Origin of the sequence: Acinetobacter sp. Q85-2 (assembly GCF_013420555.1) — a bacterium.
In the GTDB taxonomy this organism is placed as follows: Bacteria; Pseudomonadota; Gammaproteobacteria; order Pseudomonadales; family Moraxellaceae; genus Acinetobacter; species Acinetobacter indicus.
Genome location: NZ_VOXW01000015.1, coordinates 1 through 16,064, shown reverse-complemented (window position 1 = coordinate 16,064; position 16,064 = coordinate 1). Strand labels below are relative to the sequence as shown.

General features: G+C 44.1%; 14 protein-coding genes. 11 read left to right on the top strand and 3 right to left on the bottom strand.

Annotated elements, in window-relative coordinates:
• The first annotated feature begins 56 nt into the window (after positions 1–56).
• The 5 genes from FTT68_RS09565 (at position 57) to FTT68_RS09545 (ending at position 5,007) form a co-directional block, all read left to right on the top strand.
• Positions 57–644, top strand: coding sequence for a lipocalin family protein (locus tag FTT68_RS09565; protein WP_005176705.1), 588 nt, complete (start codon positions 57–59; stop codon positions 642–644).
• Between the two features lie 134 nt (positions 645–778).
• Positions 779–1,708, top strand: coding sequence for an EamA family transporter RarD (gene rarD, locus FTT68_RS09560; RefSeq protein ID WP_005176706.1), 930 nt, complete (start codon positions 779–781; stop codon positions 1,706–1,708).
• A gap of 269 nt (positions 1,709–1,977) precedes the next feature.
• Complete coding sequence (locus tag FTT68_RS09555; protein WP_180057451.1) at positions 1,978–3,435, top strand: glyceraldehyde-3-phosphate dehydrogenase; 1,458 nt, start codon at positions 1,978–1,980, stop codon at positions 3,433–3,435.
• Between the two features lie 173 nt (positions 3,436–3,608).
• Positions 3,609–4,319, top strand: coding sequence for a hypothetical protein (locus tag FTT68_RS09550; protein WP_035362956.1), 711 nt, complete (start codon positions 3,609–3,611; stop codon positions 4,317–4,319).
• A gap of 13 nt (positions 4,320–4,332) precedes the next feature.
• The gene (locus tag FTT68_RS09545) at positions 4,333–5,007 is read left to right on the top strand and encodes a hypothetical protein (protein ID WP_180175300.1); all 675 of its coding nucleotides are present in this window, start codon (positions 4,333–4,335) and stop codon (positions 5,005–5,007) included.
• Positions 5,008–5,020: 13 nt separating this feature from the next.
• Here the strand turns inward: FTT68_RS09545 and FTT68_RS09540 are convergent, their stop codons facing one another.
• Positions 5,021–5,872 carry an SDR family oxidoreductase gene (locus FTT68_RS09540; protein WP_180175299.1) on the bottom strand — a complete coding sequence of 284 codons (852 nt, stop codon included), beginning with the start codon at positions 5,870–5,872 and terminating at the stop codon, positions 5,021–5,023.
• A 116-nt stretch (positions 5,873–5,988) separates the two neighbouring features.
• On the opposite strand from FTT68_RS09540, the gene FTT68_RS09535 reads away from it, so the two are divergent.
• A complete protein-coding gene (locus FTT68_RS09535) occupies positions 5,989–6,363 on the top strand; it encodes a helix-turn-helix domain-containing protein (protein WP_016660049.1) in 375 nt (124 codons plus the stop codon).
• Between the two features lie 502 nt (positions 6,364–6,865).
• On the opposite strand, the gene FTT68_RS09530 is transcribed toward FTT68_RS09535, so the two are convergent.
• The gene (locus FTT68_RS09530) at positions 6,866–8,053 is read right to left on the bottom strand and encodes an MFS transporter (protein WP_160241468.1); all 1,188 of its coding nucleotides are present in this window, start codon (positions 8,051–8,053) and stop codon (positions 6,866–6,868) included.
• A gap of 266 nt (positions 8,054–8,319) precedes the next feature.
• On the opposite strand from FTT68_RS09530, the gene cgtA reads away from it, so the two are divergent.
• From cgtA to FTT68_RS09515, 3 genes are all read left to right on the top strand, one after another.
• The gene (cgtA, locus tag FTT68_RS09525; RefSeq protein ID WP_016660051.1) at positions 8,320–9,531 is read left to right on the top strand and encodes an Obg family GTPase CgtA; all 1,212 of its coding nucleotides are present in this window, start codon (positions 8,320–8,322) and stop codon (positions 9,529–9,531) included.
• Positions 9,532–9,560: 29 nt separating this feature from the next.
• Positions 9,561–10,694 carry a glutamate 5-kinase gene (gene proB / locus FTT68_RS09520; RefSeq protein WP_180175298.1) on the top strand — a complete coding sequence of 378 codons (1,134 nt, stop codon included), beginning with the start codon at positions 9,561–9,563 and terminating at the stop codon, positions 10,692–10,694.
• 65 nt (positions 10,695–10,759) lie between these two features.
• A complete protein-coding gene (locus FTT68_RS09515; protein ID WP_168406711.1) occupies positions 10,760–11,275 on the top strand; it encodes a hypothetical protein in 516 nt (171 codons plus the stop codon).
• A gap of 537 nt (positions 11,276–11,812) precedes the next feature.
• On the opposite strand, the gene FTT68_RS09510 is transcribed toward FTT68_RS09515, so the two are convergent.
• The gene (locus tag FTT68_RS09510; protein ID WP_168406710.1) at positions 11,813–12,517 is read right to left on the bottom strand and encodes an SIMPL domain-containing protein; all 705 of its coding nucleotides are present in this window, start codon (positions 12,515–12,517) and stop codon (positions 11,813–11,815) included.
• Positions 12,518–12,994: 477 nt separating this feature from the next.
• Here FTT68_RS09510 and FTT68_RS09505 point away from each other — a divergent pair, with 477 nt between their 5' ends.
• Positions 12,995–14,368, top strand: a complete 1,374-nt coding sequence (locus tag FTT68_RS09505; protein ID WP_180175297.1) for a diaminobutyrate--2-oxoglutarate transaminase — start codon at positions 12,995–12,997, stop codon at positions 14,366–14,368.
• Between the two features lie 3 nt (positions 14,369–14,371).
• The gene (locus FTT68_RS09500; protein WP_005176744.1) at positions 14,372–15,904 is read left to right on the top strand and encodes an aspartate aminotransferase family protein; all 1,533 of its coding nucleotides are present in this window, start codon (positions 14,372–14,374) and stop codon (positions 15,902–15,904) included.
• The last annotated feature ends 160 nt before the right edge of the window (positions 15,905–16,064 follow it).

Genomic DNA, 16,064 nt, shown 5'->3' with positions numbered 1-16,064 from the left:
ATTTAGCCAAGTATGCTGAGAACTCCAGAACAATATTGAAGGTATAAGGTGACCTGATGAAAACGAATAATCTCCCTAAAGCGAGTTATAAATTGGCAAAAATTGCCGTAGGCGGGGCAGTGCTGGTCGGTTTAGGGCTGGCCACCATGGCTTATGCCCAGAAAGAGCCACTACCCACCGTTGAAAAAGTGGAATTGGATCGTTACCTAGGGGTCTGGTATGAGGTGGCACGTAAACCGATGTCCTTCCAGAATAAATGTGATAGGGATGTCACGGCGACCTATACCTTAAATGAAAATGGCAATATCAAGGTCGATAATCGCTGTATCACCAAAAATGGCGAACAAACCGTCTCTATTGGTGAAGCCTTTGTACAAAATGCGCCGTTTAATACCAAACTGAAAGTCAGCTTCCTGCCAGAATTTATCCGCTGGATGCCAATTGGTCGCGGTGATTACTGGGTGCTAAAACTGGATGAAGATTATCAGACCGTGCTGGTCGGTGAGCCACATCGCAAATATATGTGGGTGTTGTCGCGTACCCCGCAGGCCAATCCCGAAGTGATCAATGAATATCTCGAATATGCCAAGTCTTTAGGCTATAACCTGGATGATATTATTCACACCAAACAGACAGCCCGTTAAAGCAATCTCCTACTAAAAATACACCATGCTCCGGCATGGTTTTTTTATTTTTCGGTCAATAATTCATACACGAACAGAGTTTTCCGGAGATGAACTGAGTATAATCAGCGCTCGGCAAAGATCAGGAGTGAAAGATGTATAAAGGCGTTGCTTTGTCTGTATTGGCATCCATCACTTTTGGTGTGCTGTATTTCTATACCCAGTTTCTGCAACCTTTAGACAGTGAAGAAACTTTTGCCTGGCGCATGCTGTCCACCTTGCCTTTTATCACCCTGTTTATGTGGTGGAGTGGTGATTTAAAGCATGTGGCCGAGATTTTCAGGCGGGTGCTACAACAGCCGCTTTTATTGCTGTGGCTGCTGATCAGTTCGTTCTTATGTACCACGCAACTGTGGCTGTTTTTATGGGGGCCAATTAACGGCCGTGGTCTGGAAGTGTCGCTCGGTTATTTCCTGTTGCCACTGGTGATGGTGCTGGTTGGCTGTGTGCTGTATAAGGAAAAACTGTCCAGCTGGCAAATGCTGGCGGTGGCGCTAGCCGTACTGGGCGTCGGACATGAAATCTGGCGCATTGGCAGTGTGGCCTGGGAAACTGTGTATGTGGCGCTAGCTTATCCTTTGTATTTCTTTTTACGCCGTCAGTTTAAAACCGACAATTTAGGCGGTTTCTGGTGGGATCTGTTCCTGATTTTACCAGTCGCGTTTTATCTGGGCTTTGTTTATAGCGACAGCATGGCATTGCTGTTGAATTACTCGCATCTGATCTGGGCTGTGCTGGGACTGGGCTTTTTAAGTGCCTTAGGTTTGGGCAGTTATATTCTGGCCAGCCGTTATTTGCCTTTTGTGATTTTTGGTTTGCTTAGCTATCTGGAACCGGTGTTGCTGGCTTTCGCCTCGATGATGCTGGGCGAGCGTGTTGAAGCCGATGAATGGCTGACCTATATTCCAATCTGGCTGGCGGTATTGCTGCTGGTGATTGAAGGTGTACTGCATGTACTGAAACAGAAACGGCAGGAACGGGCCTTGCAAAAAAATGTCCAGAACTATCAGGACCGGCTGGAATAGCAAAAAAATATTGTTATCAGTCGGTAAAACTTGTCTGATAAAGCAACAAACAGATAACTTGCTCTTTTTTATATGAAAAATAGCGGTTTTTAAAGATTTAGGAGCGAAATCATAAAAATAATTACAACTATTTTGCAAATTTATACTGAATATATAGCAAAATAGAGCGGTCTTAGACAGCTTTTGATTCAATCTTGCCGCCAATTCCATTACAATTGTCGGGTTTTGAATTTTATGCCTAGATATACAATTAATTAGAGGACGTATCTGTGAGCAAAGAGACTATCATCGCCCTACACGCAGAGCACCAAGGTCGCTGGAAAAACCGTGAAGAAATCGCGGAACAAATGATCGCTTTGATCGGTAAGCTGTACCGTGAGAAAAATATTGTTGTTTCAGTATTTGGACGTTCTTTAGTTAACCGTTCAGTGATTCAGATTTTAAAAGCACACCGTTTCACGCGTATGATGGACGTTGAGCTTTCAGTTGTACACACTTTCCCGATTCTTGAAGCATTAGCAAAAGTTGAAAACATTGGTACTGCTGAAATCGACCTGGGTAAACTTGCGGTTGCCTTTAAAGAGCAAGGCGGCGATGCAGATGCATTTGTAGCAGCTGCAGTCAAAGCGGTTGAAGGTCGTCCAACTTCTGTAGAAGGCCGTGATGTTGTACTTTACGGTTTCGGTCGTATCGGTCGTATCCTGGCACGTTTAATGATTGGTCAGTCTGGTCTTGGCCGTGGCTTGAACTTAAAAGCCATCGTAGTGCGTAAATCTGCAGATGGTGATTTGGAAAAACGTGCGTCTTTATTACGTCGTGACTCGATCCATGGTCCATTCTCTGGCACCATTTCTGTTGATGAAGAAAACGAAGCAATCATTGCGAATGGTCAGTTCATTAAAGTGATCTATGCTTCTAACCCGTCTGAAGTAGATTACACTGCATACGGTATTAACAATGCACTGGTAATCGACAACACCGGTAAATGGCGTGATGCTGACGGTCTGGCTCAGCACCTGCAATGCCCAGGCGCAGCACGTGTCATTCTGACTGCACCTGGTAAAGGTGACATGAAGAACGTTGTTTATGGTGTAAACCAGGGCGACATTCTGGATGAAGATGCCATCATCTCTGCAGCAAGCTGTACTACAAACGCAATCACGCCAACCTTGAAAGTGTTAGACGACAAATACAAGGTGCTTAACGGTCACGTTGAAACAGTTCACTCGTTCACTAACGACCAGAACCTGATCGACAACTACCACAAAGCTGACCGTCGTGGCCGTGCTGCGACATTGAACATGGTAATTACTGAAACTGGCGCAGCGAAAGCAGTGGCGAAAGCACTTCCAGCGCTGAAAGGCAAGTTAACCGGTAACTCTGTACGTGTTCCAACACCAAACGTATCACTGGCGATTCTGAACCTGACGCTTGAGAAAGAAGTTGAGCGTGACGAAGTGAACGAATACATCCGTCAAATCTCAATCAGCTCGAACCTGCAAGGTCAGATCGGTTATACCAACTCGACTGAAGTGGTATCTTCTGACTTCATCGGTTCACGTACTGCAGGTGTATTCGACGCGCAAGCAACCATCACTTCAGGTAACCGTTTAACGGCTTATGTATGGTACGACAACGAAGTTGGCTATAGCTGCCAGGTACTGCGTATCGCTGAACAGATGGGTGGCGTAAGCTATCCAAAAGTTCCTGCTGAAACAAGTGCTTAATTTGTAGTGCAGATCAGAAAGAGCCTCATTTGAGGCTCTTTTTTTATCTTCCATTAAAATAATAAGCAAAGATGCTATACAAAAAATTGCAAACCGTATCACGGTTTTTGGGCACAATTTCTGTCGAGAAAAACAAAAATGACAGATAGGATAAACCGTTGCCAAACAGATTGATGCTCCGCGGCATAATCTTGATGGTGCTGGCAGCCATGGTAGGTGTAGCAATTGCCTTATGGATTTTTCGGCATTTTCAGATTTATATTCCGCTCGAAAACCAGCAGGTCAATATTGATTTGCAGGAAGCACTCCAAGCCGAAGTTAAAATTCATGATGCACTGGATGTCGATGTCAGTGGCCGGGTCAATGCGGTTATTCCCATTCAGGAAAATCTGGATATTCCGCTGACCCAAACCTTAAATCCACGGGTGTATTTTGATACGCATGTCCCAATTCGTACCACCATTCCGGTGCGGGAAACCCTAAAAATTAACCAGCCCTTGGCGGTTGATACCCAGGTCAAAGTCAGGTTAATGGGTAAAGACATCAGTTTGCCGCTCAAAGGCACCATTCCCATTGTGCTGGATGTCCCCATTTATATGGATGTGCCGCTGGCGCAAAAAGTCCATTTAAAATTTAATGCGCCGGTAAAAACTGTATTAAAAGAAAACCTGAATATTCCATTAAAAACCACACTGAATACCCAGATTCCGGTACAAGGTCATTTAAATGTGCCAATTCAAACCGCGCTGAAGGCCTCGGTGGATGTAAAAAATACCTTGCCAATTAAGATTGAGCAGGGTGAGCTGAATATTCCTTTAAACAGTATTCGTCTGGCGACGGCCGAAACGGCGCAGCCACAGACTACTGTACAAATGGTCGAGTAGAGGAGCGTGCAAGATGTTTTCTTCACTTCGCCATCAGCTTGTGTTGGGCTTGATTGTGGCTGCGCTGGTCGCATTTCTATTCTGGCTGTACTTAAATATTCAGGCCTCGATGTATGTGAATGCCCAAAAAGCACGGCTGTTGTTACCGGAAGATTTACCCACTCATATTGAGGTCGGCAATTATTTACAGGCGCATACCCAAGGCCATTTAGATACTGAAATTCAGCTGGATCAGCAGGTGCAATTGCCATTAGAAGGCAAATATCCGGCCAATCTGCAATTTGTGGTCACCACACCGATTGATGTAAAAGTGGACTATAAAACCCATATTCAAATTGATCAGCTGATGCCATTACAGACCAGCACCGATTTAATCTATCAGAATCCGTTATTGCCCAAACTGCCGTTACAGCTGGATATTCCAATTAAAATGAGTGTGCCGTTTCATTTGCAGCGCACCTATCGGCTGCCAGTGAAGATTTTATTTAATGGCCCGGTCGGTCTGGAATTTCATGAGCTGTTAAAGGTTCGCTTGCTGCATCAATTTGCGCTGCAATTAAATCTGAATGATCCAATGACCTTGCAGAAAGTTTCCGGTTTTAATGCCACGATGCGTAATGTTGAGCGACGCACACATGCCAATCTGGATATGAAAATGGATCTGAAACTGAGCCAGATCCATCCATAAACTGAAGCTGACTTTAGATCAGTTTCTGCAAAATGCTTGTAATACTTGCGGTTGGACGTCCCAGTAATGTTTGCAAATCCTGGCTTTGGCTATACATGACGCCATCTTGGGTTTGAGCATCGACATCCGCCAAGAAACTGGCAAAATCCTCATCTAAGCCCACCTGTAGCAACAGTTGCTCAAAGGCTTCAGGGCTTAAGTTATTGTACTGCACTGGTTGTTGACTCACCTCGGAGATGGCTTGAGCAAGATCAGCCTTAGTAAAGCTTTGGCTTGATGCCAACTCATAGGTTTTATTCAGATGGGTATCCGTGAGTAATACACGTGCAATTGCTTCAGCATATTCGTCACGAGACGCGGCACTAATTTGACCATCCCCACTTGCACCATATATTGTGCCATGTTGGATCTCTTGGGTTAAGCCACCCAAATAGTTCTCGATATACCAGTTGTTGCGAAGCAGGGTATAGCTCAATCCACTTTCTTGAATCAATTTTTCAGTTTCACGATGTTCCTGTGCCAAGCCTAAACTGGAGTGATCTGCATTTAACAAACTGGTATAGGCAATATAAGGAACTTGACTCGCCTGGGCGGCTTCAATCACAGCCTGGTGTTGTGCCGTACGACGGCCAATTTCATTGGCTGAAATTAAAAGTAACTTATCCACGCCCAATAACGCAGTCGTTAAACTTTCAGGCTTGTCGTAGTCGAAATGGCGGATTTCGATGCCTTTCGGTAATTGTGCCTGGGCTTTTTCAATATTACGGACTAATGCAATAAGGTGATGTTCTGAACTTAAATTGAAAAGATGGTGGATCACCAATTGACCCAACTGACCGGTTGCACCTGTAATCGCAATATTCATATCTCACTCCAACATTGTTTGAAAAATAATCTTGATGGTTAAATACTAATCTGATAACTTACTAAATGTAAGTAAGTACCAAAAAAGTAAGCCTATTACCCACAGGAAAGATTTTTATGTCAGCTTATGAAACCAGTAAATTGCTTGGTCAGGTTTTATCCACAGATTGTCCATCGCGTGAAATTTTGGAACACTTAACCAATAAATGGTCGGTATTGGTTCTGCGCTGTTTAAGTGATGGTGTACATCGTTTTAGCGAGTTAAAGCAGCGCATTGAAGGGGTAAGCGAGAAAATGTTAGCGCAGACTTTAAAAATGCTGGAACAAGATGGTTTTATTTTAAGAACGGTTTATCCAGTTGTGCCACCAAAAGTAGAATATCAGCTGACGATTTTGGGTTCGCAAGCGTCTGAAAAGTTGAATTACTTGATTGGATGGGTAGAGCGTAGTTTGCCGGAGATTTTAGAGAATAAAGCGCGTGTTTCAAAATAGACATTAAGTTGCGGGTGGGGAAGCAATAATGAAACCCTCTGAACATCTGGCCGCATCACTTTTAGTGGTCTATGCCATTATTTTGACTTTTATTTCATAGCCGAATTCCATAACTTAAGCACAAACATGTTGGGCTCATTTTCAATTTCTGGAAGACACGACTGGAGATCAAAGCTTAAAGGATAGGATTAAATAATTTAATCATAAAAGAATAGGATTATATTCAAGCTATTCGCGGAGGTTAACGTCGAAAAATATCGAGTTTATTGATTATCGAGTATCTAGGCTTGGAAAAGAAATGGGTCATACTTTTATCGCGTTAGGTCAGAAGTTAATGCGCTATGCAATTGATCAACAATAATAAAAAGAAATATTTTTATAAGCTAGTTTAAACTTCTCATTCAGCATAACAGCCCCTCATCCTAGCCTTCTCCCAAAGGGAGAAGGAACTTGCAGGATTTATCTTATGAATGAGTCATGAGCAGTGATGAATCAAAATATTTTAAGCCTGTTTCATCTTTTTAAAATCAAAACGGTCAATCACTAAAATACCAAGCGCAAAGACTAGTCCAAGTGCCACACAGCCAATCCATTCAAAATGTTCCCAGGCATACACCGCACCGAGTGAACCAATGGCTGCCCCTGAAAAGTAAATGGTCATATATACCGCATTAATTCTTGAACGCGCTTTAATATCAATCCGATAGACCAGGTTCTGGTTTAATACGTGAAATGCGGTCAGGCCAAAATAGCTCATCAGTACCCCAATCGCGTAGACCACAATATTCTGCTGGGCAAAAAACAGCGGAATACAGGACAACAGCATCAGGGAAATACATAGCGTTGCAACCAGATTTTCCTTGCCTTGTCCCACGGTTTTCCCCGACCAGCTGGCCGAATAAATCCCGATCACGCCAAGTAAGCCAAACAGGCCAATTTCAAAATCACTAAAATGATAAGGCGCGCTGCCCAAGACAAAGGTCATTGAGGTAAAGACCATCGACAAAATGCCAAAGCCCAAGGCACCGGCACAGGCGCGGCGAATTAAATGCGGATGATGCTGCGCCAGTTTAAATAAGGAACGGTAAATTCCCATCACCGTTAAACCGGATTGTGGCTCGGTATTCGGCAGTTTGTGCCACATCAGCAGGGCAAAGCCCAAGGTCAGTATTCCGCTAGATAAATACACACCTTCCCATGACCAGTAAGTCGATACAAAACCGGCAAAGGTGCGCGACAGAATAATCCCCATTACCAGACCACTCATCAGTTTACCGACAATGGCAGCACTCGATTCCGGCGGACTAATGGTCGAGGCAAACGGAATTAACACCTGCGCGGAAATCGCACCAAAAGTGGCACATAAGGTAAAGAAATACAGTCCAGACAGGCTGCTGCTCAAAGACAGCAGGATTTGTGAAATTGCCGCGAAGACCATCAGGCTAACAATTAGCTTGCGTTTATTGAGTAAATCACCCAGTGGCACCAGCAGCATAAGTCCTAAACCATAACCAATTTGCGCGACCACTACGGCAAAGCCGGCTTGACTGGTGCTAATGCCCAGACTTTTTTCAATTGAATAAATGAGTGGCTGGTTAAAATAGGCAGAACCGGCACAAAGGCCACAGGCCAACGCCATCAGTAATACAAATTGAGGGGACAGCACTGGCGTGGCGGTTGGGGAGGACATAACAATTTCTCAAGTCGGCGAGTAGCACACTATAGGTGTTGTGGACTGAAAATAGAAATAAGAAAAAACAATCATTTGATTGCTGAATATCATGCTTGGAAAAAAATAAGCGCTGCCAGATTTTTGGCTAGTCATGCTTTTTAGACAGCGACACACAAATTGTAAAAAGAATTGTGAGCACAATAGATTTGCTGCATAAATTATTCGAGAAATCCTTTAAAATATGGCAGAATAGGCGGTTTTAAAGTTTTTAGAGGATTGGCAAGATGCGCTTTGTTGATGAAGCAGTCATTACCGTAGAGGCTGGCGACGGTGGCAATGGCGTAGCCAGTTTTCGCCGTGAAAAATTCGTACCATTTGGTGGTCCAGATGGTGGTGATGGTGGTCGTGGCGGTAGCATTTATATTCAGGCCGATGACGACACCAGTACACTCGTAGATTATCGTTATACCCGTAAATTCCGTGCTGAGCGCGGTAAAAATGGTGCAGGCGCAAACTGTGCTGGCCGTGGTGGTGAATCTGTGGTGCTGAAAGTACCGGTAGGCACCACGATTGTAGATACAGATTCTGGTGACATTATTGCTGACCTGGTCGAAGACGGTCAGAAAGTACTGGTTGCCCAGGGCGGTGATGGTGGTTTGGGGAATACTCACTTCAAATCATCGACTAACCGTACCCCGCGTAAATTTACCACAGGTGTGAAAGGTGAATTCCGCGAAATCCGTTTAGAGCTGAAAGTGCTGGCAGATGTTGGCTTACTGGGTATGCCAAACGCCGGTAAATCAACCTTTATTCGTGCAGTATCGGCAGCAAAACCAAAAGTTGCAGACTATCCGTTTACCACCATGGTGCCAAACCTGGGTGTGGTCGATGCCGATCGTCATCGTTCTTTTGTGATGGCCGATATTCCAGGTCTGATTGAAGGCGCCGCAGAAGGGGCTGGTTTAGGGATTCGCTTCCTGAAGCACCTAGCGCGTACCCGTATTCTGCTGCACATTGTCGATGTACAGCCAATTGATGGTTCAGATCCGGCACACAATGCCCGTGCCATTTTGAACGAGCTGGAAAAATTCTCGCCAACGCTGGCCAAACTGCCAGTAGTCTTGGTGCTGAACAAGCTCGACCAATTACCGGAAGATTCACGCGAAGAATGGTGTAAACATATTCTGGAAGAACTGCAATGGGAGGGTCCGGTATTCCAGACCTCGGGCCTAATGTCTGAAGGTACCAAAGAAGTGGTGTACTACCTGATGGATCAGATTGAACAGCAACGCGAACGCGAAGTTGAAGATCCAGACTATGCAGCAGAAATGAAAGCCTTCCGTGACCAGCTTGAAGCTGAAACACGCGAGCAAACCATCGCCGCTAAAGAAGCTTATCGTGAAATGCGTCGTCAGCAACGTCTGGCGGGTCAGGGCGATGACTTCGATGATGACGATGAAGATGATGGCGAAATGGAAGTATATTACGTACGTTAAGCTCTTGATGAAGAGTAACTGAGGACAAGATGATAGAAGTGGTAGATGGGCAACGTCAGCTCCAGGGTTGTAAACGAATCGTTGTTAAAATCGGATCATCTTTACTCACAGCAAACGGGAAAGGCTTAGATCTGGATGCAATTTCGCATTGGGCGAATCAGATTGCAGATCTGCATAATGCAGGACACGAGATTATTCTGGTGTCCTCCGGTGCTGTGGCTGAAGGCATGGTTCGAATGAAACTAGAGAATCGACCCACTGATCTACCCAGTCTTCAGGCTTGTGCGGCCATTGGTCAAATGGGCCTGGTACAAACCTGGTCCAGCGTTCTGGAAAAACACGACATTAAAACTGCGCAAGTGTTATTAACTCATGATGACCTGGCAGATCGTCGCCGTTATCTCAATTCATGTGATGCCTTGCAGCACCTGATTGACTGGCGCGTGATTCCGGTGATTAATGAAAATGACACGGTTTCCACTGACGAAATCCGTTTTGGTGATAACGATACCCTGGCAGCTATGGTGGCCGGACAGGTACATGCGGATCTGTTGATTATCCTGACCGATCAGCAAGGCATGTTTGATTCTGATCCGCGCTCTAATCCGGATGCCAAACTGTTCCATACCGTACGTGCTTTAGATGAAAGCCTGTTCGATATGGCCGGTGGCGGTGGCAAGTTTGGTCGTGGCGGTATGCTGACCAAAGTCCGTGCAGCGCGTTTAGCGGCCAAATCGGGTTGTCCAACCTTAATTGCCAGCGGTGAAAGTGATAATGTACTGGCCCGTCTGATGGATGGCGAAATGCTCGGTACGCTGTTTATTACCGACAATGATCGTATCACTGCACATCAGCAATGGCTGGCGGCGCATCTGCAAACCGCAGGCCGTCTGGTATTAGATGAAGGTGCAGTAAAAGCCATCAAGGAAAATCATCGTAGCCTGTTACCGGTCGGTGTACGCGCCGTGGAAGGGCATTTTGATCGTGGTGATGTGGTGGAATGTGTCGATACACAAGGTCACCGTATTGCCGTAGGTCGTGTCAACTTTAGCTCGCGTTCAGCAGACATTATTAAAGGTCTGGCCTCGGACAAAGTGCATCAGGTGTTAGGTGAAGCACGTTCGCTGGAAATGATCCATCGCAATCATATGGCGATTTATTAATTTTTCGTATATAAAAAAAGACAGTCCTTCGGGGCTGTTTTTTTTATTGTAAAAGAGTGAGATAGATGTCAAAAGAAGAAAGATTAAATTCATTTAGTATCGAAAATATGCGCATCTTTGCATGTGGATCAGCGTTATTGAGTTTAATTTTTATCTTCATTACAGATTATACCTATGCTTTATGTTTGGGGCTTGGTTCGGTATTTCTATTTTTATTCGCGAACTTCAGAAAAAGTTTTAGTGCTGAATTACCACGATCTTTCGTTTGGTTGAGCTTTATTGTTATTATTATCGTTTCAGTAATGGTGGGTTCTAAAGTAGGCAGTTATATAAACAAATCAGCGATGCAGCAAAAAATGTGCGGGCAGGTAGAAAACATATATATTCCTACACGTAAAGGCATTGAAACATTTGATTTAGTGAACCATAAGCAGCATGTGAAAAAACTACCTTATTATCGTTATAAAGATCAGATTCAAGAAGCAAATCATCAAATTTGTATCATCTACTCGCATGCAGAACATTGGGATCAGCATCCTTATATTCATACTTTAAGTGCAAATAAAAAATCCCGTGTATAAACGGGATTTTTTGATTTCTATTTATCGAATCCATTTTTTACGAATCAATACGCCAAATAACTGGTGATGTATCCATAAAATTCCATCCATTAATTTTTCTGAATATTTCCACCATAAAAGCAAACCTATCAAATTGACTATTAAAACAACCAAGAATGCACCGAGCATATCAATTGGGAAGTGTACACCGACATACACCCGTGATCATGCCACTAAAATGGCAATCCAAATTAAGACTTTTCCAAATGCACGTTGTGGTGAAAAATAATAGGAAAAAGCAATACCACTAAAAATACTCATGTGATTACTTGGGAATCAGCCCGTTGGTGAATGTTCCATCAGCGTATTTCATAGATATAACTCAAGGCAATGTCTCAGAAAAGCTGTATTTAAAGTACGGTTTTCAGCCAGCTGGCACGATTCCTCAGTTTGCTTTAAGTCATACGGGTGAGTTAGCAGCCACCCAACTGTTTTATAAGTTGATTTAAACAACATTCGGCAGATGAGGGCTACCGAATATTGCACAATCAGTTATCGTTATTTCATCTGAATCGCCCCATTCGCGCTGACGGTCATTTGCGATTCGCCTGCCGCAACTTCCTGCTCAGGAACCGCCATATCAGCCGATGCAGATTTCATCATGGCCATACGCGGTACTGGCTGTGGTGAATAATTGTTAGTATTCAGGTTTAAGTTCACCAGTTGATAACTCGGTTTGTTCCAGGTCTGGGTGAGTGCCTGTGCGCGTTGCTGGAAGTTTTTGGTGGCTTCAATCATCAGTTCGCTTTCAACTTTTTTACGCTTTTCGTCAGATACCTTGAAATTAATCGACTGGGTCTGGAAGTGCTGTTGTAATTCAGCAATTAATTGAGATGTCGCTTTAAAATCTTTTGATTCTAGACGAATCTGGGCACGACCACGCCATTCTTTCAATTTACGGTTGTCATTGTCATAAATAGGGTAAGTACTTTGTGCCCCAGTCTCGATTTTCACAGTTGGATATTTGCGTGCTGTGGCAATTGCTTGATTCATCAGCTGGTTAATTTGAGTGGCTAGTTCAGCCGGCTGTTTGTTGGATTTTTCAATATAAAGCACAGCATGCATTTCATCATTTGAGATTTCACGGCTAGCCTCTGCTGAAAGATTAACAACATTATAATTCAGAGATTCAGCAGGAGCTGCAAATGCGCCTGTGGCGAGGGTACTGGCAAGGATAAAACTGCTAAGTGCTAAGAGACGCATGAAATTGTCCTGTTATTCTTAAAATTGGCCATCTAAGCCGTTAGGGAAATATTAAATCTCAATTGTGATCTTTTTACGAAATATTTGTGGTAAGAGTGTTAATTTTTCTTTCATTTTAACTTATTATTTAATCTATATTTATTGTTAATAATTAATTGTTTAATAATAAATTTTAAAATTTATTTTCTGAATATTAGCTGTGCTACAAAAAAGCATAAAAGAACAGGCTTTCCTTTCTGCTGTCACATTGTAAGATGATAATTCAATCTAATGGTTAGACCGATAGAACTTTTCGATAAAATTAGCTCGATAAAATGCCAAAAGCGGTTTATTTTCCTGAAAAATTAGGTATCATCGCGCTCCTAGTTATTGAATATTATCTAGATCATCTAACTAGATTTTTATAAAGCACCGAGTCAAAGGACCACAAGTCACCCGACTTATTTCTTCAACCCATATCAGAGATGGTAATTCGATATGAGCGTTACTTCTGTAAACCCTGCCACCAATTCCACAAACGAATACTACTTGACTCGCCAAAGTCAGATGGAATCGAATGTGCGTAGTTATCCTCGTAAATTACCGTTAGCGATAGCGAAGGCACAAGGTTGCTGGGTTACCGATGTTGAGGGTACGACGTACCTGGATTGTTTAGCTGGGGCAGGTACATTGGCTTTGGGCCATAATCATCCTGCGGTGATTCAAAGTATTCAAGACACCATCGCGAGTGGTCTTCCTTTACATACTTTAGATTTAACTACACCTTTAAAAGATGCATTTACTGAAGCGCTTCTTGCTTACCTGCCAGGTGGCAAAGAAGAGTATTGCTTGCAGTTCTGTGGTCCATCTGGTGCAGATGCAACAGAAGCAGCAATCAAGCTTGCAAAAACATTTACCGGCCGTAGCTCTGTAATCAGCTTCTCAGGTGGCTACCACGGTATGACTCACGGTTCGCTGGCAATGACAGGTAACCTGTCTGCCAAGAATGCCGTAAACGGTTTAATGCCGGGCGTACAATTTATGCCGTATCCACATGAATACCGTTGCCCGTTGGGTCTTGGCGGTGAAGCAGGTGTGGATGCACTGACTTACTATTTCGAAAACTTCATTGAAGATGTGGAAAGCGGTGTTACTAAACCGGCTGCTGTAATTCTTGAAGCAATTCAGGGTGAAGGCGGTGTGGTTACTGCGCCTACCAAATGGCTGAAAAAAATCCGTGAAGTGACTGAAAAACACAACATCGTGTTGATTCTTGACGAAGTTCAAGCAGGCTTTGCGCGTTCAGGCAAAATGTTTGCTTATGAACATGCTGGTATTGAGCCAGACGTAGTGGTTATGTCGAAAGCGGTTGGTGGTAGCTTGCCACTGGCGGTGTTAGGGATTAAACGTAAGTTTGATGCTTGGCAACCAGCAGGCCATACCGGTACTTTCCGTGGTAACCAGCTGGCAATGGGTACTGGTCTGGCGACAATCAACACCATTAAAGAACAAAACCTGGCGCAAAATGCGCAAGAGCGTGGCGACTTCCTGCAAGCTGAACTGAAAAAACTGGCAGTTGAATTCCTATGTATCGGTAACGTACGTGGCCGCGGTTTAATGATTGGTGTTGAAATTGTAGATGAGCGTCAGGAAAAAGACCGTTTAGGTGCTTATCCTGCAGATTCACAACTGGCTGCTGCAATTCAGGCTGCATGTTTTGACAACAAACTGTTGTTAGAAAAAGGCGGTCGTGGTGGTACGGTAATCCGTTTACTTTGCCCGCTGATCATTAATCAGGAAGAATGTGTAGAAGTGATTGCCCGCTTCAAGAAAGCTGTGGCTGAAGCACTGAAAGCAGTACGAGGCGCATAATACATGGTAGATTTTGCAGAACATCGTAAAGCCTTACTCTGCAATGATGCTCAATCTATTGCTGACTATGAGTCAGCAATGGACCAGGCGACAAAAGCTGTCGCAGCATGGTTGCAAAACGATAAAATGTACACCGGTGGTAGCATTAAAGAGCTACGCAGTGCCATTTCATTCAATCCATCGAAAGAAGGTCTGGGTGTACAGAAATCTTTAGAGCGTATGGTCGAGCTGTTCCTGAACAAGAGCTTGAAAGTTCACCATCCGCATTCACTGGCGCATTTGCACTGTCCAACCATGGTGGCCAGCCAGATCGCAGAAGTGTTAATTAACGCCACTAACCAGTCCATGGACTCATGGGATCAAAGCCCGGCCGGTTCATTAATGGAAGTGCAGCTGATTGACTGGTTACGCCAAAAAGTCGGTTACGGTTCAGGTCAGGCCGGTGTATTCACTTCAGGTGGTACGCAGTCTAACCTGATGGGTGTACTGCTGGCGCGTGATGCCTGCATCGCGAAAAACTGGAAAGATGAAAACGGCAAGCCGTGGTCAGTGCAGCGTGATGGTGTACCGGCGGATGCAATGCGTAATGTCAAAGTTATCTGTTCTGAAAACGCACACTTCTCTGTGCAAAAGAACATGGCGATGATGGGCATGGGCTTCCAGTCTGTGGTTACCGTTCCTGTGAATGACAATGCACAGATGGATGTGGTTGCACTTGAGAAAACCATGGCACACCTTCAGTCTGAAGGCAAAATTGTGGCATGTGTGGTGGCAACTGCAGGTACAACCGATGCGGGCGCGATTGATCCATTAAAAGAAATTCGTGAAATCACCAACAAATATGGCGCGTGGATGCACATTGACGCGGCGTGGGGTGGTGCACTGATTCTGTCGAATGACTATCGTTCTATGCTCGATGGCATCGAATTGTCGGATTCTGTGACGCTTGATTTCCACAAGCATTATTTCCAGACCATTTCATGTGGTGCGTTCTTGTTAAAAGACGAAGCCAACTACCGTTTCATGCATTATGAAGCTGAGTATCTGAACTCTGCTTATGATGAAGAACATGGCGTACCAAACCTGGTATCGAAGTCACTGCAAACCACGCGTCGTTTTGATGCCTTGAAATTGTGGATGACAGTTGAAGCATTGGGCGAAGAGCTTTATGGTTCAATGATCGATCATGGTGTGGATTTAACCCGTGATGTTGCTGCTTATATTAAAGCAACAGATGGTCTTGAGCTGCTGGTAGAGCCGCAATTTGCATCGGTATTGTTCCGTGTGGTGCCTGAAGGCTATCCGGCTGAATTTGTCGATGCCTTGAACCAGAACGTCGCAGATGAATTGTTTGCGCGTGGTGAAGCCAATATTGGTGTAACCAAAGTGGGTCAGGTTCAGTCATTGAAAATGACCACGTTAAGCCCGGTTGCAACACTAGACAACGTGAAAAACCTGCTGGCACTTGTACTGGCAGAAGCAGAGCGTATTAAAGCTTCAATTGCAGATGGTACTTACACACCACCAATCGCTTAATCGCATGCTGCAAAGAAAGAGAGGCCTACAAGGCATTGCTGTCCCACAATTTTTCACAAGAGGAAGCTCATTTGAGCTTCCTCTTGTTTTATGGGTATTTTATCGGGTGAAAATAAAGCTTTTAAAGTTCTTCTTTCAAACAAATTCACTTGAATTATTC